Genomic DNA, 22,308 nt, shown 5'->3' with positions numbered 1-22,308 from the left:
GAACGCCTCAGGGACATTCCAGACGGATTTGATTGCGAGGCCAGGCAGTATGAAGGGATGGATACGCAAGGCAGTGGCGCATTATGCCCATGCAACCGGGCGGGGCGGCACGTTCTACAGGCGGTTCTGCAGGCCTTCAGGGCTTGAATGGGGCGCTTACCTCGCCCGCTGGGGCAACTTTCACTCGGTCGGCACCAACTTCTTTGTCAATACAGGCTGCAAGTTCCTCGACCCGTCGCTGGTACGCATTGGCAATAGTGTGGGCCTTTCCGACTGCACGCTGATCGGTCATGACGGGGTGGTATTGCTGATCGAGCATCGCTTCGGCAAGCACCTGGATTCAGTCGGGTTCATCGATATCAAGGACAACTGCTTCATCGGCCACGGTGCGATCATCATGCCCCGTGTGACCATCGGGCCGGAATCGATCGTGGCTGCCGGCGCGGTAGTGACTAAGGATGTACCGCCAGGCACTGTCTACGGCGGCAACCCGGCTGAATTCATCTGTACCACCGAACAGCTGATCCAACGGGTGGAAGCGCGTTGCGAAGCCTACCCGTGGATCGACCTGGTCAAGCAGCGCAATGGCGCCTACGACCCGGAAGTGGAGCCGCTGCTGATGGCGCAAAGGCGTCAGTATTTCTTCGGAGACAGCAAAAATGGCTAGCAAACCTGTGGATGTCATGGTGGTCAACTTCAATACCGCCGGGCTGCTGCAGCCGATGTTCGATGCCCTGCGCCGCGCCGACGGCGAGCGGCTGGCCAGCTACCTGGTGGTGGACAACGCATCACGCGATGACTCGGTGCAGCGCATGGCCCAGGTGTGTCCCGAAGCACTGCTGCTGAGCAACCAACAGAATGTGGGGTTCGGCCGGGCCAACAACCAGCTGCTGGCACACCTGAAGGGCAAGTACGCGTTGCTGCTCAATACCGATGCCTTTGTCGCCGCCGACTCCTTGCAGAAAACCCTGGACTACATGGAGGCCCACCCGGAGTGCGGCGTGCTGGGAGTGCGCCTTGAGGGCCGAGACGGTGACCTGCAGCCCAGTTGCCGCTACTTCCCCACGCCGCTCAATGTTTTTGTCGGGCGTACCGGGTTGGGGCGGTTTTTCCCGGGGCTGAAAATGGTCGACGAAATGAACTGGGACCACGCATCGGTTCGCGAATGTGACTGGTTGCCCGGCTGCTTCTACCTGGTACGCCGCGAAGTGCTGGACAAGGTGGGCCTGTTCGACCCTCGCTACTTCCTTTATTACGAAGAGGTGGACCACTGCAAGCGGGTGAAGGCGGCGGGCTGGAAGGTGGTGTTCTATCCGCATACAACCGTGGTGCACATCGGCGGTGAAAGCTCCAAATCGGTGGCCGAGCTGGAGGCGGCAAGCCGACAGATCTCAGCGTACCAGATCGAAAGCGAGTTGCTGTACTTCCGCAAGCACCACGGCGTGGCGGGGCTGGCCCTGCACATGCTGCTGGTCACCTTGGGTGACCTGGTGCTGGCACTCAAGGCGCTGTTGAAACGACGCGGCTGGGGCGCGATACAGGCCTGCTGGCGTCATTGCCAGGCAACCTGGTCATTGTTGTTCAAGACCCGGTACGCCAGCCAGGCGACAAGGTAGGTGGAGCCATGTTCGAGAATATTCGTGCTGACCTGCGGGCCCACGGCGGTGACTGGGGCGCCCAGGGGTTCTGGGTACTGCTGGTGTATCGCTTTGGCCGCTGGCGCTATACCGTGCGCCCGGCGCTGCTGCGCAAGCTGTGCTCGTTGATCTATAAGGTGCTGTTCAAATTCGTGCAAATCATCACCGGCATCGAACTGCCGTGCGAAGTGGTGATTGGCCGCAACTTCGTCATCGACCATTTTGGCGGCATCGTTGTCAGCGGCTATGCCCGCTTTGGCGATGACTGCCGCATCCGCAACGGCGTGGTGGTGGGCCTGAAGAATGTCGACGAGCCGATTGCCCCGGTGTTCGGCAACAACGTCGATATCGGCACCGGGGCCAAGGTGCTGGGCAGTATTCGCATAGGCAACAACGTGATCATCGGCGCCAATGCCGTGGTACTGGTGGATGTGCCGGACAACGCGTTGGCGGTAGGGGTGCCGGCCACCATCAAGACCAGGCAGCCGGCTGGCACGGCGCCCGTTGAGTGAGGCTTATGGCAACGGTAATCGGTGTGGTGGTCATCGGCCGCAACGAAGGCGTACGCCTGGAGCGATGCCTGCGTTCGCTGATGCAAGGTGTGGGCAAGGTCGTGTACGTCGACTCGGGTTCCACCGACGGTTCGCCGCAGCTGGCCCGCAGCCTGGGTGTGGAGGTACTGGCGTTGGACATGCGTGTTCCGTTCACTGCCGCGCGCGCCCGCAACGAAGGCTTTAGCGCCTTGCAGCGGCTGTTGCCGTCGATGCAGCTGGTACAGTTCGTCGATGGTGACTGCGAGGTGGATGCCCGCTGGCTGGCCACGGCGCAGGCATTTCTCGATCAGCACCCCGAGGTGGCAGTGGTGTGCGGCCGCCGCCGTGAGCGCTTCCCGGAACGATCGGTGTACAACCTGTTGTGCGATCTGGAATGGGACACCCCCATCGGTGAAGCCAAGGCCTGTGGCGGCGATGCGTTGATGCGCGCAGATACCTTCGCTGCCGCGGGCGGCTTCCACGCTGACCTGATCGCTGGCGAGGAGCCCGAGCTGTGCGTGCGCTTGCGAGGCCATGGCTGGAAAGTCTGGCGCCTGGACGCCGAGATGACCCTGCACGACGCGGCCATGACCCGTTTCAGCCAATGGTGGCGGCGCAGCCTGCGTGCCGGCCATGCCTATGCCGAAGGGGCCTACCTGCATGGGCAGCCGCCAGAGCAGCACTGGTTACGCGAGTCACGCCGGGCCTGGTTGTGGGGCTTGGGCATTCCTGTGGTGATAGTGCTGGCTTGCCTGCTGTTGGGTGGCTGGTGCCTGCTTTTGCTATTGATTTATCCGCTGCAGGCTGTGCGCCTGGCCCGGCGTGGTGGCAAATCGGCGCGCGAGAACTGGCTGCAGGCGGTATTCCTGGTGCTGGGCAAGTTCCCGGAAATGCTCGGCCAGCTGAAATTCATGCGCCACCGCTTCGCGGCTGGCAAATCGGCTTTGATCGAGTACAAGTGAGAGAGACCCATGATGCTCGGCGCCCTCGTGAAAAGCGTGTTTACCCTGCAACCGGGCTACTCGTTGCGGGCATTGAACAACAAGTACAAGTTGACCCGAGAGATTGTCAGACAATGGCCTGAGCTGAACGCCTTCATGCAGCGCATGACGGCGGCGCTGGGTCAGCAGGGGCTGCAGCGGCTGGGTGTGGATTGCATCGGCGTGGTGCAGTGGCCTTACCTCAGCAAATGCTGGGAGGCCCCGCAGCGCATGGAGGTGGTGGCTTCGCACTTCGAAGTGCTGGCCGGGCAGTTTCCGGCGCTGTTGCTACTGGGGCGAGACGAAAGCCTGACGCTGTGCGAACTGGCTAGTTATTCGCCGGGCTGCCGCCTGGTGCTGGACCGGCCGATCTGGTTCAAGCGCGAAGGTGAACTGGTACTGAATCTGTTCCAGGGCGACCTGCGCGTGGCATCGTTGGCGTTTACCCTGTGCCGCGATCAGGGGGTGCTGTCGATGTTCATCGGTGCCGTCCAGGGCATTCACAAGGGCATCGACAGTGAAACCTCGCTGGCCATCTACCGTGACCTGACCAAGGACTTTGAAGGGCTGCGCCCGCGCAGCCTGCTGCTCGAAGCGTTGAAATGCCTGGCCCGCATGCTGGGCGTTGCGCACCTGTATGCCGTCAGCGATGCCTGCCGGCACCATCGCCACCCGTACTTTGGCAGCGACAAGGCCCACGATCTGGCGGCCAACTACGACGTCATCTGGCAGGAAAATGGCGCTACGGCGTCGAACCGCGACGACTTCTTCACTATCACCCTGGCACCGGCACAACGGGCCGAGCAAGACATCCCGGCCAAAAAGCGTGCGATGTACCGCCGCCGCCAGGCGCTGCTCGACGATGTTTTTATCCGCCTGCAGGCCGCATTGCCGGGCAGCAGTCACAACCTTGGACTACAAGGAAAACAGGGGGATGCATTTGCTGTGAGTGCATCGGCAGTAGACAGACCACCCGTAGTCGACAGCCTGAAGTGAAGGTTGCCAGGGGAGGCCGGTCATCAAGCGGGTTGGGATCTGGATTCGTATGCGCATTGCTTACTTCATCAATCAGTACCCGAAGGTCAGCCACAGTTTCATCCGCCGCGAGATCCTGGCGCTGGAGCGTCAGGGTGTAGAGGTGCAACGCATCGCCCTGCGGGGATGGGACGCCGAGTTGCAGGATGCCGAGGATACGGCCGAGCGCGAAAAGACCCGTTATGTGCTGCGGGCTGGTGTAAAGGGCTTGCTCAGGCCCACGTTACAGGTGCTGCGAGCACAGCCCGGGCGGTTTTTCCAGGCCCTGTGGCTGGCCATGCGCCTTGGCCTTCGCGCCGACCGCGCCTGGCCCTACCACTTGGTCTACCTGGCCGAAGCTTGCCAGGTGCTGCAGTGGCTGCAGGCCAGTGAGGCGAAACACGTGCATGCCCATTTCGGCACCAACTCCACCGAGGTGGTCATGCTGACCAACCAACTGGGCGGGCCGGCTTACAGTTTTACCGTGCATGGGCCGGAAGAGTTCGACAAACCACAGTTCCTGCACATGGGTGAAAAGGTGCGGCGAGCCGCCTTTGTCGCAGCGGTCAGTTCGTACGGGCGCAGCCAACTGTTCCGCTGGGTGGCGCACGAGCATTGGCCCAAGGTAAAGGTGGTGCATTGCGGCCTGGAGCGGGGTTTCCATGAGGTGGCGCCGGTCGATGTGCCGTCGGTACCACGGCTTGTTTGCGTGGGGCGCCTGTGTGAGCAGAAAGGCCAGCTGCTGTTGCTTGAGGCGGCGCGTCAGCTTGCTGCACAGTCGATTGACTTCGAACTGGTGTTGGCGGGTGACGGTGAAATGCGCCAGCAGATCGAGGCCCTGATTGCCCGGCATGGCCTGCAGCAGCGCGTACGCATCACTGGCTGGATCAGCAGTGCACAGGTGCGCGAAGAAATCCTTGGCGCCCGCGCGCTGGTATTGCCCAGCTTCGCCGAAGGCCTGCCGGTAGTGATCATGGAGGCCATGGCCTTGCGCCGGCCCGTGCTGACCACCTATGTGGCGGGCATCCCCGAACTGGTGCGCCCGGGTGAGAACGGCTGGCTGTTCCCCGCTGGCGCTGTCGACGAGCTGGCTGAAGCCATGGCGGATTGCCTGTGCCAACCGGCCGACGTGCTGCAGCGCATGGGCGAGGCCGCCTACCAGCGTGTGCTGCAGCGGCATGATATCGACACCGAAGCAGCCCGGCTGGCCGCTTACTTCAAGGCATCCGCATGATAAGTGTATTGAGTTGGTTACTGGGCCTGCTGACGGTCATCGTCCTTGTGCCTGTGTCGATTTTTTTTGTACAGATGCTGCTGGCATGTCTGCCACCACGCTCGCAGTATCTGGGTCATAGTCGGCGCCCCCGGGTAGCGGTGCTGGTACCTGCCCACGATGAGGCTGCGATCATTCGCGCAACGCTGGCGAGCATTGCCCCGCAATTGCTTGAGGGTGACCGCTTGCTGGTGGTGGCAGACAACTGCACCGATGACACCGCGCAGCTGGCCCGCGACGCCGGCGCCGAGGTGGTGGAACGCTTCGACTCGGTGTTGCGTGGCAAAGGCTATGCGCTGGACTTCGGCGTGCGTCACCTGGCTGAACAGCCTCCCGAGGTGGTGATAGTGGTGGATGCCGATTGCCAGGTGGGTGAGGGGGCGATTGACTGCCTCGCGCGTCGCTATCACCAGACCCAGCGCCCGGTACAGGCGCTGTACCTGATGCGTGCGCCCGGGGGGGCCGGGCTGAAAGTGCAGGTCGCCGAGTTTGCCTGGCGGGTAAAAAACCTGGTGCGCCCGCGTGGCTGGGCGCGGCTGGGGTTACCCTGCCAATTGATGGGTGCGGGCATGGCATTCGGTTGGCACGACCTGAGCTTGATCAACCTTGCCAATGGGCACCTGGTAGAGGACGTGAAACTGGGCCTGGACCTGTGTCAGCAGGGCAAGCCTCCCGTGTTCTGCCCTGAGGCATTGGTCACCAGCCAGTTTCCTGCCAGCCAGCAAGGCCTGAACAGCCAGCGCACCCGCTGGGAGCATGGTCACCTGGGCTTGATGCTGGCCGATGCACCCAAGCGTGCGTTGGCCGCCGTGAGCCAAGGCAATGGCAGCTTGCTGGCGATGACCCTCGACTTGCTGGTACCGCCTTTGGCGTTGTTGGTACTGACCCTGCTGGGGCTCAATATGGTGGCCTGGCTTGCGTACTTGCTGTTCGATGTTGCCGCGCCAGCGTGGATCGCCCTGATAGCGTTGGCCATGCTCAGCCTTGCGGTATTGCTGGCCTGGGCGCGCTTCTGCCGTGAGTTGATCCCGTTTTCCGTCTTGCTTTACGCACCGTTCTACGCAGCAAAGAAAATCCCTTTGTACCTGGGGTTCCTGATCAAGCGCCAGGTCGAGTGGGTGCGCTCAAAACGGGATGACGAGTGATGGCACTGTGGCAATGGCAGAATCGCTGGCAACGCATAATCGACGCGCTAGAGGTGGTGCCCGACAGCGGCGCGGCACAGCGCCTGCTCGACAGGCTGGCTGCCCCGCAAGCCGCGACCGTGCTGGGCTTCGTCAATGCCCATGCGATGAACCTGGTGGTCCGTGACGGCGCCTACTGCCAGGCACTGTCGGCGGCCGACGTGCTGCTGCGGGACGGCTCCGGCATGGCCATCCTGTATCGGCGCCTGGGCCTAGCACCCGGGCTTAACATGAACGGGACTGACTTCATTCCCAGGCTCATGGCCGCATACCGTGGGCGCAAGGTCGCATTCTGGGGCACCCGACAACCTTACCTGAACCAGGCCGTGCAGCGGTGTGAAGCCGAGTTTGGTGTAGTACCCGTGTCGGTACATGACGGTTTCGCCAGCCTCGAAACCTACCTGCAGCTGGCCCGTGAACAGCAGCCCGAACTGATCGTGCTGGGCATGGGCATGCCCAAGCAGGAGGCGGTGGCGGCCAGGTTGGCAGCCGTTGGCGGGCCGTGCCTGATCGTGTGTGGTGGGGCAATCCTGGACTTTCTCGGCGGCAAGGTCAGCCGGGCACCGCATTGGCTAAGGCGGCTGGGGGGAGAGTGGGCGTACCGGCTGTTGCGCGAGCCAAAACGCCTGTTCATGCGCTATGTGGTGGGCAACCCGCTGTTCCTGCTGCGCACCCTGCTTTACCGCAAGGCCGCCGATTCGGCCAGTGGCACTGTGTGAATCGGCCAAAATCCGCGCTGATGGCGGGTGGCTGCTACAGTGAGAGCAGTGGCTTGGGGGCTGCACGATCTTGCTTATCTGCCGTTGTACACGCTGTTTTCAAGACTTGATGCTTGATGGAAGGCACTGGCTACGCTCACACACATGAGGTCTGAAATGGTTTTCGAACCCAGAAGCAGTCGTTCCTTACTCCAAAGAAGAAGCAGCGTAAGTAACGCCATTCAGGCAGGGCTCGATGGCATTGCAGTCACCAGTATTGCCTGGTATCTCATCTACGATCAGTTTGGTTACATTACCTCCGATTATGTAATCATGCTGCTGTTGCTGATTGGCGCACTGGCCGTCATTTACGACCATTATGCGATCTACCGCACCAATGTCGGGCTTTCGATCAAAGCCTTCCGCCTGTTCAAGGCCTGGTCGGCAACGTTCTGTTTTCTCGTGGTCATGGCCTTCCTGACCAAGCAGAGTGAAACGTACTCGCGGTTGTTGGTGGTGCAGTTGTTCATCATTGGCTACATCGCGCAGTTGTTCCTGCACTTTGCCGTTCGTGAATTGCAAAAGCGTTTTACTGCCCATGCACGCCTGGATAACGCGCTGATTATCGGCGACGGCGACCTGGCGAATTTTCTTTATCAGAAAATCAGCAACAACCCCTGGTTTGGTGAACGGGTATTGGGGTGCGTACTGCTCGGCAAGGGCGATGGGCAGGGGCGTGACAACGGCGAGGGCAAGCAGCGCCTGCCTGTGCTGGGGCACATTGCAGACCTGGATGAAATCGTCGCCCAGCATGGTATACGCACCGTCTACCTGGTTACGCCGCTCGGTGGCTCCGAGGTCATCAACGATGTGTACTTCAAGTTGCTCGACAAGTGCATCGCGGTGAACTGGGTGCCGGATATCTTTTCGTTGCGCCTGATCAACCACAGTGTGCGGGAAATTGCCGGGATTCCTGTGCTGACCTTGTCGGAAACACCCCTGACGGGCATGAGCCTTTTTCTAAAAAACCTTGAGGACAGGGTGCTGGCAGCAGTCATTCTACTGTGCGCTTCGCCTGTATTGCTGACGGTTGCGCTGGCCATCAAACTCACCAGCCCCGGCCCGGTGTTCTTCCGCCAGGAACGCACGGGCTGGACCGGGGAGTCGTTCAGGATCTGGAAATTCAGGAGCATGCATGTCCACCAGCCCGAAGGTGATGTGGTCAAGCAGGCACAGAAGAATGACCCGCGGCTTACCCGGATTGGCGCCTTCATTCGTCGCACCAGCCTGGATGAATTGCCACAGCTGTTCAATGTGCTGACCGGGGAAATGTCGCTGGTCGGGCCGCGACCGCATGCGCTGCAGCATGACACCTTGTATTCCCAGGACATCGTTGATTACTTTGCCCGCCACAACATCAAGCCGGGCATGACCGGCTTGGCCCAGGTACGTGGCTTCAGGGGAGAGACCAAGGATATCGAGCAGATGATCCAGCGGGTGGACTCTGACATCGAGTACATCAACAACTGGTCGCTGTGGCTGGACTTCGTGATTCTGGTGCGCACCCTTAATGCCTTTACCGGCAAGCAGGCTTACTAGTTATTGAAAGCTGGCGAGATCCCTGTAGGAGCGGCCGTGTACAGGCTGCTATTCCTTGTTCAGCGGGTGCAATTCCCGGAATCCTCGCGCTTCCTCCACCAGCCAGTCATGCACCGCCCGGGCCCCAGGCTGGTTCAACCCGCCTGGCGGGTAATGCACCACGTAGCGTTTGTGGTTGGCGATCGGCACGCCGAACGGCACGATCAATGCGCCGCGCTCCAGTTCGTCATTCAACAGTGTGCGACGGGCGATCGCTACGCCGATGCCGGCGATGGCCGCTTCGATGGTCAGGTGGTTGCGGTTGAAGGTGTGCCCACGCCGCACATCCAGGCCGGCGGCGCCAATACCCTCCAGGTAGAACTCCCACTCCGCATACTCCGAACTGCCACGCCATGCCGTGATGTCGTGCAGCAGCGGGTAGTGCGCCAGGTCCGCCGGCCCATGCAGCGGCGGGCGCCCGCGTAGCAGGGTAGGTGAGCACACCGGAAAGATCTGCTCGTCCAGCAGCGGTGTCGAGAGCATGCCTGGGTAGCTGCCATCGTTCAGGTCGATAGCCAGGTCGAAATCGCCTGGGGTCAATGCCTGGGCACTGTCCTCGGCCACCAGGCGCAGCTCGATGTCCGGGTAACGCTGCTGAAAACGCGGCAGGCGCGGGGTGAGCCATTTGGCCAAAAAAGACGGGATCGAGCGCACGCGCAAAGTGCCGCGGATTTCACCGGCATCCAGGCGCAACAATTCGGCCTCGATGCTGCCGTAGGCTTCTGCCACCGTCTGGGCCAGGCGTTGCCCTTCGGCACTCAGCTCCACACCGCGTGCCCGACGCAGGAACAGCCGGTAACCCAGGCGTTCTTCCAGCTGGCGCATCTGCTGGCTGACAGCACCTGGGGTAATGTGCAGCTCTTCGGCGCAGCGGGTGAAGGACAGGTGCCGGGCTGCGCAGGCGAATACATGCAGCCAGACGAACACCTGACCATTGAGTTGTCGTCGCATCGTTTAGCACCACTAAAGCCTTGCTTAGAAAGATTCGTTGGTCATTCGTGAATGAGCGCGTCAGTATCGCGCAAAATCGCAATACCGCTCAATTTCTTCAGATAACCGTGCCGTGGATTCATCTCAGGGCATGGTCAGGCATTAGCATGGCTATCAGTGTTTTCGACCTTTTCAAAATCGGCATCGGGCCGTCCAGCTCTCACACCGTCGGCCCGATGCGGGCAGCCGCGACGTTCGCCCAGGCCCTGCGTGAGCTGGGGGTGCTGACGCGGGTCACGCGCGTTGAAGTGCGGTTGTATGGCTCGCTGTCGGCTACCGGGGTTGGCCATGCCACCGATCGCGCCTGCCTGCTGGGCCTGATGGGCCAATGGCCAGACCGGATCGATCCGACCACCATCGATTCGCGTATCAGCCAGGTGCTGCAGGAGCATTGCCTGATATTGGATGGCAGCCACCCGATGACCTTCGAGTATGGCCGTGACATGTTGCTGCTCGACGAAAACCTGCCTTATCACCCCAATGCCATGAGCCTGGAGGCGCTGGACGGGCAGGGCAGCCTGCTGTGCCAGACCTACTATTCAGTGGGCGGTGGATTTATCGTCGAGCAGGCCGAAATCGATGCCCCTGCCGCCGAAAGCAACGCAGTGGTCCTGGCCTACGAATTCGACAGTGCGGCCCAGCTGCTGGCCTTGTGCAAAACGCACGGTTTGAGCGTTGCGCAACTGATGATGGCCAACGAACGTGCCTGGCGCCCGGAAGCCGAAGTGCGTGAAGGTTTGCTGCGTATCTGGGCCGCCATGCAGGCGTGCGTTCAGAACGGCCTGCGCAACGAAGGCATCCTGCCGGGTGGGCTGCACGTCAAACGCCGCGCCGCGCGGCTGCACCGCAGCTTGCAGGAACTGGGCAAGCCCAACGTGATTGGCTCGACCCTCAGCGCCATGGAGTGGGTGAACCTGTTCGCCCTGGCGGTCAATGAAGAGAATGCTGCCGGTGGGCGCATGGTCACTGCACCAACCAACGGTGCGGCCGGTATTATCCCGGCGGTGCTGCACTACTATATGAAGTTCAACCCCAGTGCCAATGACGCGGATGTGGTGGACTTCCTGCTCGGCGCCGCAGCGGTCGGTATTTTGTGCAAGAAAAACGCGTCGATTTCGGGGGCCGAAGTCGGTTGCCAGGGCGAGGTGGGCTCAGCGTGTTCGATGGCCGCTGCCGGCCTGGCGCAAGTGCTGGGTGCAACACCGCCACAACTTGAGAACGCCGCCGAGATTGCGCTGGAGCACAACCTCGGGCTGACCTGCGACCCGGTCGGTGGCCTGGTGCAAGTGCCGTGCATCGAGCGCAATGCGATTGCTGCGGTAAAGGCGATCAATGCCGTACAGATGGCGTTGCGTGGGGATGGCGAGCACTTCATCTCACTTGACCGGGTAATCCGCACCATGCGTGATACCGGGGCGGACATGCATGCCAATTACAAGGAAACTTCGCGCGGCGGTTTGGCGGTTGCATTCGTAGAGTGTTAGTGGGCCTGATAAAACTGCTAGTTCCACATGCTCAAGTATATCCGGATAATGAAGCAACAGACATTCGGATTGCTGTGTATGGGAATTACACAAATGAAGAAATACGTCGAAAAGCTTTTTTATGAGGGGCGGTCTTTGGTGTGTCAGGTCGGTACTGCTCACACACGGCTGCTCTACGCAAACGATCGGCTGTTGTCGCAGCAGCGAGAGAGAGCAGGGCTGGTTCAAACCATCGGGCGCAATTCTGTGGTCGCTGTATGGGAGTCAGGCATTTTAACTCGGGAGGCTTATTCCCCATATGGTGCGTCGTCGTCGGGACAAGCGCTGACGCCGGTGGGGTTCAATGGGCAGTGGCGCGACGTGTTGATGGACAGTTACCCGCTGGGTCAAGGTAAACGTCTTTATAGGCCAAGGCTCATGCGGTTCCTTGCTCCTGACTCGCAGAGCCCTTTTGACCGTGGGGGTATGAATGCCTATTGCTACTGCTCTGCAGATCCCATCAACTTCCATGATCCTTCCGGGGAAGCGCATGTCAAAATTTTAGGCGTCAAGCTACCTTTGAGGGTTTCATCAGGATTAGGTAAGGCATTGAGAGCAAACGATCTCCCCACGCTATCGAAGCGATCTGTCAGGGACTCTTTGATGCATGATCTATCGTCGGAATTCGCGAGTGGAAGAGCCAATTCTCCCTCGCTAATTATCGTGCCGGCTAGAAAGGATGAAAGTAATACCTTCACCTACAGGGGCAATCGCTACAGGTTTACGCCGGCAGAAATGGTGAGTTCAAGTCACCATGTAACCGGCACTAAGGCTAACTACGTACCCGTGTCGCCCAGTGCTCCTTCTTGGCTATCACAGCCGGCTGGAAGTGGCGATGCAATTCGCGAACCTGCCACTCCCAGCGCCCCTCCGTTGTCACCGTCAGCCGTGCGTGCTCTGCGAAGCGGTCAAACTGACAATTAGCGTTTCCTTCAACACGGCAAGCACTAGCGCGATTTCTGCTTAACAGAAGTAAAACTGGCGCGCATGTCCTTGGCCCAACCATCCAGCACTGGCTTTACGTCATTCAAGGTCAGCTTCTGGGTATCGTTCTCCAGTTCCTGCCCCGTGCCTTTGCGCACCACCTGGGCCAGCACCTTCTGGCTGGCACCATCAAGGAACGCTGCCTCCACGCCGACATCCACTTCTTGATCACGGCCGCCCATGGCAGTGTTCACACCCGCCGAAATCAGTGCGATAGGGATGACTTCGTAAGGCTTCAGGCCTTCGTTGCTGGTCGACACCGCTGTAATGGCGGGGCGCACCACGATCACTCCCGGGCCTGGCCCCTTGGCCAGCGGCATCACGCTGCCCATTTCACGGCGCAAGGCTTCATTGAAGTACCGCGTGATTTCTTGCAGCGTCTGCTGCGAAATCACCGCCGTTGGCTGTGGTTTGGGGTAATACTGGCTGGGCTCGATGAACACCTGACTGTACTGGTTGATGTTAACGTTGGGGTCGATCCAGCGCATCACCGGGTCACCCGAAGGGCTCTTGGCTTCCTGCAGGCGGCTGTAGTCCTTGAGGAAGCCGGAATAATCCTTGGGGTCCACGCTTTTGCTGGAGCAGGCGGCCACGGCAAGCAGCGCGGCGCACAACAGGGTAATGCGAGGCAGTGATTTCATGATGGAGACGCGTCCATGAGAGGTCGGTCAGAACAACGCTAGCAGGTGCGAGGCAGTTGGCCAGTGGAGTAATCAATCTGTGGTGGCAGCACCGTGATAGCGGGTACTGGTAACAGTGCGAATTCCTACAGTGCCATCGGAAGTGGCTGGCTTTGAATCTGCAACCACTCTTGGAAAACTATGCCCGCTACGGGTATGGTTAGAGGTGGATCATGGAGATTTTCAAGCGCAAGGACTTCGCGCGCTTGCAGGCGGCCCAAAGACTTGATGATGAGTTGTTGTGTCAGGCAGTAGACGAGATGCAAAGAGGCTTGGTCGATGCAAACCTGGGTGGTGCATTGTACAAGAAGCGCGTAGCGGCGCAGGGCATGGGAAAACGCGGTGGTTATCGAACCTTGCTTTCCGCCCGAATCGGCAATCGATGTGTTTTCTTGCATGGTTTTGCCAAGAGCGACAAGGCAAACATCACGCTTGAAGAACAGAATGCGTTGCGATTTGCAGGTAAGGTTCTTCTGAATTTATCACCACTGGAGCTTTGCCGTGCGCTGCGCGCGGGGGTATTAATGGAGATCTGTTGTGAGCAGCAAGCTGGTTGAATCATTACGTGAGGATCTTGTTGCCCTTCATGAGGCAGGGGCAGTCGGCAAGATAACCCTTCGGGACTACGAAGCACTGTGCCCCGCGCCGGTGCTGGACTTCAGTGCACTAGAGATACGTCGCTTGCGTGAGGCACTCAATTTCAGCCAGCCGGTCTTCGCGATGCATCTGCATACTAGTGCGTCAACGGTGCGTAAATGGGAGCAGGGCGAAACCCACCCCTCAGGACCGGCTCTGAAGTTGTTGAACCTAATCAAAAACAAAGGTTTGCAGGTTATTCTTTAAGTAAAATCTTCATGCCTTCGTATCTTCATCACCCCAGTGCTTCGCGCAACCGGTACCACAGCATGCCAAGAGCGAGCAGTGGCGAGCGCAAAGCCTTGCCGCCGGGGAAGGTCAAGTGCGGCACGGCGCTGAACACATCCAGGCCATGGCTATGGCCGAGGGCAATGCTCTCGGCCAGCAGCTTCGCCGTCCAGTGAGTCACGTTCAGCCCATGCCCGGAGTAGCCTTGGGCGTAGTACACGTTCGGGTACTGGCTCAGGCGCCCAACCTGGGGGAAGCGGTTGGCGGTGATGCCGATCATGCCGCCCCACTGGAAATCGATGCGTACATTGGCCAGCTGGGGGAATACCTTCAGTACCTTGGGCCGCATATAGGCCGCGATGTCCTTGGGGTCGCGCCCGGAATAGTGGCAGGCGCCGCCAAACAGCAGGCGGCGGTCGGCGGTGAGGCGGTAGTAGTCCAGGCCGACCTTCTGGTCGCACAGCGCCATGCTCTGCGGAATCAGGCTGCTGGCCAGTGCTTCGGGCAATGGTTCGGTGGCCACCACGTAACTGCCGGCTGGTAGCACCTTGCCGCTCAGGCGTGGCTCCAGCTCGTCGAGGTGAGCGTTGCACCCGAGTACCAGGCTACTGGCCCGCACCTTGCCGCGAGCCGTGTGCAGGGTGACGCAAGGCCCGTGCTCGATGCGCACTACCGGGCTTTGCTCGAAAATGCGCACACCCAGGCCGTGCGCGGCACGGGCCTCGCCCTGCACCAGGTCGAGCGGGTGCAAGTGGCCCGAGCCCATGTCGACCAGACCGCCGGCGTACTGGTCGCTGGCGACAATCTCGTTCAACTGCCCGGCACCGACCAGGCGTGTTGCATGGCGATAACCCAGCGCAGCGAGGTCGTCCTGTTCATCCTTGAAAGCAGCGAACTGGGCCGGTGTATTGGCCAGTTCGCAGAAACCCCAACGCAGGTCGCAGGCAATACCGTAGCGGGCGATACGCTCGGCCACCAGCGCCACTGAATCGATGCCGGCCTGCTTCAGGTAACGCACGCCGTCCTGGCCCACATGCCGGGCGAATCCGCTGACATCGTGGCCAATACCGCGAATCAGCTGGCCGCCATTGCGCCCACTGGCGCCCCAGCCGATGCGCCGGCCTTCCAGCAGCACCACCGAAAGGCCACGTTCGGCCAGCTCCAGGGCGGTATTGACCCCGGTCAGCCCGCCGCCGACCACGCACACGTCAGCCGTCAGTTCGCCGTCCAGGCTGGGGTAGGGTGCCGCATCGCGCGCCGTGGCGGCGTAGTACGAAGCGGCGTGTTGAGTATTGAAAGACATGGGCGTTCTCGACTCAGCGGTTGGACTTGATCTTGCTCCAGGAGCGGGTCATGACGCGCATGATCTTCGGGCTCGGGGTGCTGGAGATGTACAGTTTGTCCAGCACGTCCTGGGGTGGGTAGATCTCAGGGTTGTTGACCAGCGATGCATCCATGTAGGCCTTGGCGTCCGGGTTGGCATTGGCATAGCCGACGGTTGCGCTGACCTTGGCGATCACTTTGGGGTCGAGCAGGTAGTTGATGAATGCCAGAGCCTGCTCGGGGTTGCTGGCGTCCTTGGGGATGGCCAGCAGGTCGAACCACAGGTTGCTGCCTTCCTTGGGAATGCTGTAGGCCACTTTTACGCCGTTCTTCGCTTCCACGGCACGGTTGGCGGCCTGGAACACGTCGCCGGAGTAGCCGAAGGCCACGCAGACATCGCCATTGGCCAGGTCGGAGACGTATTTGGATGAATGGAAGTAGGTGATGTAGGGGCGCAGCTCCAGCAGGCGGGCTTCGGCCTTGGCGTAGTCGGCCGGCTTTTCGCTGCGCGGGTCCATGCCCAGGTAATTGAGGACAGCCGGGAACAGTTCATCGGGCGAGTCCATGAAGGCCACGCCGCACTGTTTGAGCTTTTTCAGGTTTTCCGGCTCGAACAGCACCGCCCACGAGTCGATATGGTCCACGCCCAGTGCCGCCTTGACCTTGTCGACATTGTAGCCGATGCCATTGGTACCCCACAGGTACGGCACCGCGTACTGGTTACCGGGGTCGTTCTGTTCAAGCTGCTTGAGCAGCTTGGGGTCAAGGTGCTGCCAGTTCGGCAGCTTGCTGCGGTCCAGCGGCAGGAAAGCACCAGCCTGGGCCTGGCGGGCGAGGAAGTGGTTCGACGGCACTACCACGTCATAACCGGTGCGCCCGGCCAGCAGTTTGCCTTCGAGGGTTTCGTTGGAGTCGAACACGTCATACACCACCTTGATCCCGCTGCTGGCCTGAAAATCGGCCAGGGTGGTGTCACCAATGTAGTCGGTCCAGTTGTACACGCTGACCGAAGGGGTGGCGTGGGCGGTGGTGGCGAACAGCAGGGTGAATGCAGCGGGTATCAGGGCTTGCAGATGACGCATGGGACACCTCGTAGGTCTTGTTCTTCGAGTTCGGTGCAGGGGGCTTTAAGCCCCCCAAGGTGGGTCAGACGCTGAGCATCAGGAACTCGCGCTCCCACGAGCTGATCACGCGCTTGTAGTTCTCGTGCTCGGCCCGCTTGACCGCCACGTAGCCCTGGACGAACTGCTTGCCCAGGTACTGCTGCACGGTTTCGCAGTCTTCCATGTGCTGCAGCGCATCCTCGATGGTGATCGGCAAGCGCAGGTTGCGCCGTTCGTAGGCACGGCCTTGTACCGGTGCGCTGGGGTCGATTTGCTCGACCATGCCCAGGTAGCCGCACAGCAGGCTGGCGGCAATCGCCAGGTACGGGTTGGCATCTGCACCCGGCAGGCGGTTTTCCACGCGCATCGCCTCGGGGCCGGAAGTAGGCACACGCAGGCCGGCGGTACGGTTTTCTTCCCCCCACTCGACGTTCACTGGCGCCGAAGTGTCCGGCAGGAAGCGGCGGAACGAGTTGACGTTGGGGGCGAACATCGGCAGCAGCTTGGGGATGTACTTCTGCAAGCCGCCGATGTGGTGCAGGAACAGCGGGCTCATGCTGCCGTCTTCATTGGCGAAAATCGGCTTGCCGGTGGCGATGTCCACCACGCTTTGGTGCAGGTGCATGGCGCTGCCCGGCTCGTCGGTGATCGGCTTGGCCATGAAGGTAGCGGCGACGTTGTGCTTGAGGGCTGCCTCACGCATGGTGCGTTTGAACACGGTGATCTGGTCGGCCAGGTCCAGCGCGTCTCCGTGGCGGAAGTTGATCTCCATCTGCGCCGGGCCGTCTTCGTGAATCAGCGTATCCAGGTCCAGGCCCTGGATCTCGCACCAGTCGTAGACGTCTTCGAACAGCGGGTCGAATTCGTTGGCGGCATCGATCGAGAACGACTGACGGCCGCTTTCGGCACGGCCTGAGCGCCCCAGCGGTACCTGCAGCGGCAAGTCCGGGTCTTCGCAGCGCTTGGTCAGGTAAAACTCCATTTCCGGTGCGACGATCGGCTGCCAGCCTTTGTCGGCGTACAGCTTGAGCACCTTCTTCAGCACGTTGCGCGGCGACAGCTCAATGGGGTTGCCTTGTTTGTCGAAGGTGTCGTGGATCACGATCGCAGTCGGCTCGATCGCCCACGGGATCTGGTACACAGCGCTCGGGTCGGGGCGGCAGACCATGTCGATGTCGGCGGCGTCGAGCAGGTTGTAGTAGATGTCATCGTCAACGTAGTCGCCGGTGACCGTCTGCAGCAGCACGCTTTCCGGCAGGCGCATGCCACGTTCGTGGAGGAACTTGGCGGTGGGCGCGATCTTGCCACGGGCAATGCCGGTCAAGTCGCTGATCACGCATTCGACTTCGGTGATGCGGTGTTCTTTCAGCCAGGTGTACAGCTGATCGAAGGGGGCGTTCATACAGACCTCTTGGTTGGGTTTTAGTGTGGGAACGTGTAAGCCCGAGAAAGCCGTCGCAGGGTTTGCGGGGCATCACGCTTCCCAGGTGACGCGCTGGAGACTATCTTGGTCGTAGCCCCCCGGGGCAATCTATCCACTTTCTTCAGTAATGAATGCACCAAAAGAGTGCATACAGGACAATGCGTGACAACCGCCAATGCGTTGCAGGTCCAGGCTTTTCATACCACCGACGTTACCGAGCAAGTGCGCGCCACCCCTGGCTGGCAGCAACAGTATCGGCAGATGTCACCCGGGCATTTCAGCGGTGAACTGCGCTGCCTGGGGCTCGATGGTGTGGAGGTGTACGAAGAGCGGCTGAACACCCGGGTGGAGCAGTTTTTCCGCGCACCGAGCGGTTCGCTGGCGTTCTGCTTCGACCGCAGCGAGAACAGCCTGTACCTGCTCAACGAGCAAAGCCGCAATATCTGGATCACGCCGGAGAACTACCAGGAAGTGGCGGTGGTGTTCGACCAGGCCTTTCTGGCCCAGCACGGGCTGGACCCACAGCGCCTCGAGGGTTTGTTCATGGTGCCGTTGGGCAGCGGGCAGAATGCCCTGTTCGGTAGCTGGCTGAGCGCCACGCTGACGCGCCTGGGCGAGGCGGATTGCCCGCTGCAAGGGCAGGCCCTGGCGGAGCAATTGCTGGAGGACTGCCTGTTTATACTCGACAATGCCTGCCAACGCTTGCAGGGTGTGGCGCTGGGGCGCCGTGACGAAGAGCGGGCGATCATGCGCCGGGTGAGCGAGTGGGCAGCCGACTGCCCGGAAGAGACGCTGAACCTGGTGGAGTTGGCAGGGGTTGCCGGGGTTTCCCTGCGCCAGTTGCAGCAGGCGTTCAAGGCATTTACCGGCATGCCACCGGCGCAGTGGCTGCGTTTGCGCAGGCTGAACGGTGCGCGGCGCGACTTGTTGCGCGGTGGTGGCGTGACGGTCGCCGAAGTAGCGATGCGCTGGTCATTCTGGCATTTGGGAAGGTTTTCAGAGCGTTACAAACAGTTGTTCCAAGAGTTTCCCAGCGAGACATTGAAGCGGGGCAGGGGTTAAACCCAGCATTCCCTACTGAAAGTTGCTATCGTGCCGCCCTGTTTCCACCCGAGGTACCGATGTTTTACCTGCCTTTGCCCAGCGACCAGGCCGACCGCCTCGCCAGCAAACTCAACACCGAATTTTTCACCACTGCCAGCGTGCTCGACGCCGCCGCAGTGTTGTTCGTGCAAAACCTCCCACGCCAGCCCGGCACCGCATCGGCCGACGCACAAGAGCGCCGTTTCGCCGAAATCGTGCGCATCGCCAACGAAGTCGAAAGCGCTGCGCCCGGGCGTTTCCAGGGCCAGGTGGCGCAGCACTTCGATCGCGAAGCCTTTGCCATGGGCCTTGGCATGCTGGGTGAAAACGGCATTGCCCTGTTGTCGGCCGAGGTGGAGTACACCGTAGACGAGCTGCTGGATGCCGAAGGCCAGTGGAGCTTCCTGTTCGCCGACACCTACCGCCAGCGGGCCACACCGCTGCACCCGGTGTACTTGCCGTCCCTGGCCAGTGACCTGATGCTCAGCGATCAGCAAAACCGCCTGCTGCGCGAGTTTCTCAGTGGCATAGACGAGTCGGTGGCCGTGCAGGGCTTCGCCGGCACCGGCAAGACCTTCCTGATTCACCAGTTCGCCCGGCTGCTGGAGCCACAGCGCACGTTGCTGCTGGCATTGACCGAGGGCCAGTTGCGCGCCCTGCAAGCGCGGGTGAAGGACCCTGCCGCCTACACCGCTATGACCTTCGGCCAGCTGGCGGACGAGCTGCTGAACCGCGACCTCACCAGCAATGGCTGGCGCTTGCGCGACCCGTACCGTACCAAGCTGTCGTGGCGCCCGCAGGACGCGCAGGTGGTGCGCTGGCTGGCCATTCCCGACATCGGCCCGGTTGCCGCACGCGATGTGGTTGCCTTGTGCGTGCGCGCCGTGCGCACGTTCTGCCACAGTGCCGACACCCAGCTGCAATTGCACCATTTGCCCTGGGCCGGGCCGGGCACCTCGCCGCTGGACCAGGAGGTGCTGCTGGAAAAGGCGAGGTCGTACTGGCAGGAACTGATTCGCCCGTCGGCACGAGAAATCCAGCTACCGGTGCGCGACTACCACCGGGTAAAGCTGCTGTCGCTGACCGACTATGTGATCGACAGCCGTTATACCCACGTCATCGTCGACGAAGCCCATGAGTTGTCCGCACCGATGCTTGCCGTGCTTGATCGCAGCCCGCAGTCGATCATTGCCCTGGGGGACGAGCTGCAGAACCTCAACGGCCTCAGCCCGCACCATGGCGGTTTCATTCGCCAGCGCTGTATCGACCATTCGCTGCGTGCCGGGCCGGCGATGGACAACGTGCTGAACCCGCTGATTCAGGCGCACCCGGCCGCGATTCAGGCCGCTTTCAGTGGCAGTGCCGAGCACTACACGCGGGTCAGTTTCTTCGATGCCGTGACGGTGCCGGAACAACCCACGGCGCTGATCGTCGATGACGAATGGGGCCTGTTTGGCTGGTTCCAGCGTCTGACTCACCAGGGCGTGCCGTTCGTGCTGCTCAAAAGCGCGCGCAAGGACTTCGAATTGTTCGTCGAAGACTGCATCGAGTTGTACCGTTACGGCACACGGCCCCGGCACCCGATGCTGTTCCGCTATGCCAGCTGGCAGGCGTTGGAGCAGGACAAGGGCGATGACAAGGCGTTCGTTGCCGTGGCCAACATGCTGCGCAAGGGCTACACGCCGGAGCACTTTGCCAAGGCCAAGAGCCGTTACCGTTGGGACAAGGCACCCAAGTTGTTCCTGGGGCGGGTAAGGGATGTAAAGAACATGGAATTCGCCCGGGTGATGGTGTCACCGGAGCTGATGGTGGCGCCTCAGGTGGCGGGCAACCGCAATGAGCGTGCGCGGATGCTGGCGGGGTTGTACACCGCCTGTTCGCGGGCGCGGCATGAATTGATCGTGCCGGGAGGGATGCTGGACTGGGTCAAGGACCAGGTTCGCGATTGAAGCCTTTGGGGCTGCTAAGCAGCCCCAAAGGTTCTGAATCAGTTGCGGTCCAGCCAGACAGTCTGGGCATTGGTGAACTCGCGCACACCAAAGTGCGACAGCTCACGCCCGAAACCGCTCTTCTTCACGCCGCCAAACGCCACACGGGGGTCGGAAGCGCAGTAACCGTTGATGAACACGCCACCGGTATCCAGTGCTGTGGTCATGCGCTCGGCCAGCGCATAGTCGGCGGTATAGATCGTTGCGGCCAGGCCGAACTCGCTGTCGTTGGCCAGCTCCACCGCATGGTCGGCATCACGGGCAGTGATGATTGCGGCCACCGGCCCGAACAGCTCCTGCTTGAACGCCGTCATGTCCGGCGTGACGTTGGCGAACACGGTCGGCGCGTAGAAGTTGGCCACACCCTCGACCTTGTTGCCGCCCAGCAGCAGGGTGGCGCCTTCGGCGAGGGTCGCTTGCACCTGGCCGTCCAGCTCATCGCGCAGGTCGTAACGGGCCATCGGGCCAATGTAGGTGTCGTCGTCCAGTGGGTTGCCCACTTTCAGTTCACGGGTGGCTTCAACGAACTTGCGGGTGAATTCGTCAACGATGCTTTCTTCGACGATCAGGCGCTTGGCCGCGGCGCAGACCTGGCCGGTGTTCTGGTAGCGGCCGATGACCGCAGCCTTGACGGCGGCATCCAGGTCAGCGTCGGCCAACACGATGAACGGGTCGGAACCACCCAGCTCCAGCACGCACTTCTTCAGCGCGGCACCGGCCTGGGCACCTATCGCCATGCCGGCACGTACGCTGCCGGTCAAGGTCACGGCAGCAATGCGCGTGTCGTTGATGGCGCGGGTGACGCCATCCGGGGTCACGTTCAGCACTTCGAACACGCCCTCTGGCAGCCCGGCATCCTTGAACAGCTCGCCCAGCAGGTAGGCGCTGCCCATCACGTTCGGCGCATGCTTGAGTACATACGTGTTACCCGCAAGGATCGCCGGCACGGCGCCGCGCAATACCTGCCAGACCGGGAAGTTCCAGGGCATCACGGCCAGGATCGGGCCAAGCGGGCGGTATTCGATACGGGCTTTTTCAACCTGGGTCGGCTCCGGCGCGAGCATGGCCGGACCGTGCTCGGCGTACCAGCGGCACAGGCCAACGCACTTGCTGACTTCGCCACGGGCCTGGGCGACTGGCTTGCCGATTTCGCGGCTGATCATCTGGGCGAAGGCTTCGGCCTTGGCTTCGAGGGTGCCGGCCAGAGCGAGCAGGTACTCGCTGCGCTGCCCCAGCGACACTTGGCGCCACTGGCGGTAGCCAACCTTGGCACGTTGCAGCGCCGCTTCCAGTGCGGCGTCGGTGTCGAACGGGTAGGCGCCGATCTGCTCGCCGCTGTACGGGTCGAGGGAGATGGCGTGGGTCAGGCTGCTGATCGCGCTCATGGCGG

Annotated in this window: 21 protein-coding genes; 15 read left to right on the top strand and 6 right to left on the bottom strand. The window is 61.3% G+C overall.

Annotated features, from left to right (window positions below):
• The first annotated feature begins 49 nt into the window (after positions 1 to 49).
• The 9 genes from ACF8MI_RS16770 (at position 50) to ACF8MI_RS16730 (ending at position 8,918) form a co-directional block, all read left to right on the top strand.
• On the top strand, positions 50 to 667 hold the full coding sequence (locus tag ACF8MI_RS16770) for an acyltransferase (RefSeq protein WP_060499347.1): 618 nt from the start codon (positions 50 to 52) through the stop codon (positions 665 to 667).
• A complete protein-coding gene (locus tag ACF8MI_RS16765) occupies positions 660 to 1,616 on the top strand; it encodes a glycosyltransferase family 2 protein (RefSeq protein WP_060499348.1) in 957 nt (318 codons plus the stop codon). The genes ACF8MI_RS16770 and ACF8MI_RS16765 overlap by 8 nt, the downstream gene beginning before the upstream one ends.
• 8 nt (positions 1,617 to 1,624) lie before the next feature.
• Positions 1,625 to 2,149, top strand: a complete 525-nt coding sequence (locus ACF8MI_RS16760) for a serine O-acetyltransferase (RefSeq protein WP_060499349.1) — start codon at positions 1,625 to 1,627, stop codon at positions 2,147 to 2,149.
• Between the two features lie 5 nt (positions 2,150 to 2,154).
• Positions 2,155 to 3,132: a glycosyltransferase family 2 protein gene (locus ACF8MI_RS16755; RefSeq protein ID WP_392517608.1), complete on the top strand. Its 978-nt coding sequence runs from the start codon at positions 2,155 to 2,157 to the stop codon at positions 3,130 to 3,132.
• A gap of 9 nt (positions 3,133 to 3,141) precedes the next feature.
• The gene (locus ACF8MI_RS16750; protein ID WP_060499351.1) at positions 3,142 to 4,146 is read left to right on the top strand and encodes a VirK/YbjX family protein; all 1,005 of its coding nucleotides are present in this window, start codon (positions 3,142 to 3,144) and stop codon (positions 4,144 to 4,146) included.
• 49 nt (positions 4,147 to 4,195) lie between these two features.
• Entirely contained in the window at positions 4,196 to 5,398 is a 1,203-nt protein-coding gene (locus ACF8MI_RS16745) for a glycosyltransferase (RefSeq protein ID WP_200929343.1), read from the top strand.
• Entirely contained in the window at positions 5,395 to 6,582 is a 1,188-nt protein-coding gene (locus ACF8MI_RS16740; RefSeq protein ID WP_200929344.1) for a glycosyltransferase family 2 protein, read from the top strand. Before ACF8MI_RS16745 ends, ACF8MI_RS16740 begins: the two co-directional genes overlap by 4 nt.
• The gene (locus tag ACF8MI_RS16735; RefSeq protein WP_374754799.1) at positions 6,582 to 7,340 is read left to right on the top strand and encodes a WecB/TagA/CpsF family glycosyltransferase; all 759 of its coding nucleotides are present in this window, start codon (positions 6,582 to 6,584) and stop codon (positions 7,338 to 7,340) included. Before ACF8MI_RS16740 ends, ACF8MI_RS16735 begins: the two co-directional genes overlap by 1 nt.
• Positions 7,341 to 7,496: 156 nt before the next feature.
• Entirely contained in the window at positions 7,497 to 8,918 is a 1,422-nt protein-coding gene (locus tag ACF8MI_RS16730; protein ID WP_060499354.1) for an undecaprenyl-phosphate glucose phosphotransferase, read from the top strand.
• Positions 8,919 to 8,966: 48 nt separating this feature from the next.
• Here the strand turns inward: ACF8MI_RS16730 and ACF8MI_RS16725 are convergent, their stop codons facing one another.
• Positions 8,967 to 9,908 (bottom strand): LysR substrate-binding domain-containing protein, encoded by a 942-nt coding sequence (locus tag ACF8MI_RS16725; RefSeq protein ID WP_016715280.1) that lies wholly within the window; start codon positions 9,906 to 9,908, stop codon positions 8,967 to 8,969.
• 146 nt (positions 9,909 to 10,054) lie between these two features.
• On the opposite strand from ACF8MI_RS16725, the gene ACF8MI_RS16720 reads away from it, so the two are divergent.
• Positions 10,055 to 11,431 carry an L-serine ammonia-lyase gene (locus ACF8MI_RS16720; RefSeq protein WP_200929345.1) on the top strand — a complete coding sequence of 459 codons (1,377 nt, stop codon included), beginning with the start codon at positions 10,055 to 10,057 and terminating at the stop codon, positions 11,429 to 11,431.
• Positions 11,432 to 11,458: 27 nt separating this feature from the next.
• Positions 11,459 to 12,394 (top strand): RHS repeat-associated core domain-containing protein, encoded by a 936-nt coding sequence (locus ACF8MI_RS16715; protein WP_082426402.1) that lies wholly within the window; start codon positions 11,459 to 11,461, stop codon positions 12,392 to 12,394.
• 23 nt (positions 12,395 to 12,417) lie between these two features.
• Here the strand turns inward: ACF8MI_RS16715 and ACF8MI_RS16710 are convergent, their stop codons facing one another.
• Positions 12,418 to 13,095: a DUF3313 domain-containing protein gene (locus ACF8MI_RS16710; RefSeq protein ID WP_104834739.1), complete on the bottom strand. Its 678-nt coding sequence runs from the start codon at positions 13,093 to 13,095 to the stop codon at positions 12,418 to 12,420.
• A gap of 212 nt (positions 13,096 to 13,307) precedes the next feature.
• On the opposite strand from ACF8MI_RS16710, the gene ACF8MI_RS16705 reads away from it, so the two are divergent.
• Together ACF8MI_RS16705 and ACF8MI_RS16700 are read left to right on the top strand one after the other, a co-directional pair.
• On the top strand, positions 13,308 to 13,691 hold the full coding sequence (locus tag ACF8MI_RS16705) for a type II toxin-antitoxin system RelE/ParE family toxin (protein WP_104834737.1): 384 nt from the start codon (positions 13,308 to 13,310) through the stop codon (positions 13,689 to 13,691).
• Positions 13,672 to 13,977, top strand: coding sequence for a DNA-binding transcriptional regulator (locus ACF8MI_RS16700; RefSeq protein WP_104834736.1), 306 nt, complete (start codon positions 13,672 to 13,674; stop codon positions 13,975 to 13,977). The genes ACF8MI_RS16705 and ACF8MI_RS16700 overlap by 20 nt, the downstream gene beginning before the upstream one ends.
• A 28-nt stretch (positions 13,978 to 14,005) precedes the next feature.
• Here the strand turns inward: ACF8MI_RS16700 and ACF8MI_RS16695 are convergent, their stop codons facing one another.
• The 3 genes from ACF8MI_RS16695 to ACF8MI_RS16685 all read right to left on the bottom strand — a co-directional run bounded on the left by ACF8MI_RS16695 (position 14,006) and on the right by ACF8MI_RS16685 (position 17,826).
• A complete protein-coding gene (locus tag ACF8MI_RS16695; RefSeq protein WP_200929346.1) occupies positions 14,006 to 15,301 on the bottom strand; it encodes an FAD-binding oxidoreductase in 1,296 nt (431 codons plus the stop codon).
• A 13-nt stretch (positions 15,302 to 15,314) separates the two neighbouring features.
• Positions 15,315 to 16,403, bottom strand: coding sequence for a polyamine ABC transporter substrate-binding protein (locus tag ACF8MI_RS16690; protein ID WP_060499360.1), 1,089 nt, complete (start codon positions 16,401 to 16,403; stop codon positions 15,315 to 15,317).
• Positions 16,404 to 16,467: 64 nt separating this feature from the next.
• Entirely contained in the window at positions 16,468 to 17,826 is a 1,359-nt protein-coding gene (locus tag ACF8MI_RS16685) for a glutamine synthetase family protein (RefSeq protein ID WP_060499361.1), read from the bottom strand.
• Positions 17,827 to 18,009: 183 nt separating this feature from the next.
• Here ACF8MI_RS16685 and ACF8MI_RS16680 point away from each other — a divergent pair, with 183 nt between their 5' ends.
• Positions 18,010 to 18,909: a helix-turn-helix domain-containing protein gene (locus ACF8MI_RS16680; protein ID WP_060499362.1), complete on the top strand. Its 900-nt coding sequence runs from the start codon at positions 18,010 to 18,012 to the stop codon at positions 18,907 to 18,909.
• A gap of 59 nt (positions 18,910 to 18,968) precedes the next feature.
• Positions 18,969 to 20,879, top strand: a complete 1,911-nt coding sequence (locus tag ACF8MI_RS16675; protein ID WP_104834733.1) for an AAA family ATPase — start codon at positions 18,969 to 18,971, stop codon at positions 20,877 to 20,879.
• Between the two features lie 38 nt (positions 20,880 to 20,917).
• Here the strand turns inward: ACF8MI_RS16675 and ACF8MI_RS16670 are convergent, their stop codons facing one another.
• Entirely contained in the window at positions 20,918 to 22,303 is a 1,386-nt protein-coding gene (locus ACF8MI_RS16670) for an aldehyde dehydrogenase family protein (protein ID WP_156866954.1), read from the bottom strand.
• Between the last annotated feature and the right edge of the window lie 5 nt (positions 22,304 to 22,308).

The sequence above is a fragment of the Pseudomonas sp. yb_9 genome, from assembly GCF_043103635.1.
Lineage (GTDB): Bacteria > Pseudomonadota > Gammaproteobacteria > Pseudomonadales > Pseudomonadaceae > Aquipseudomonas > Aquipseudomonas monteilii.
This window is presented reverse-complemented; position numbering and strand designations above follow the sequence as displayed.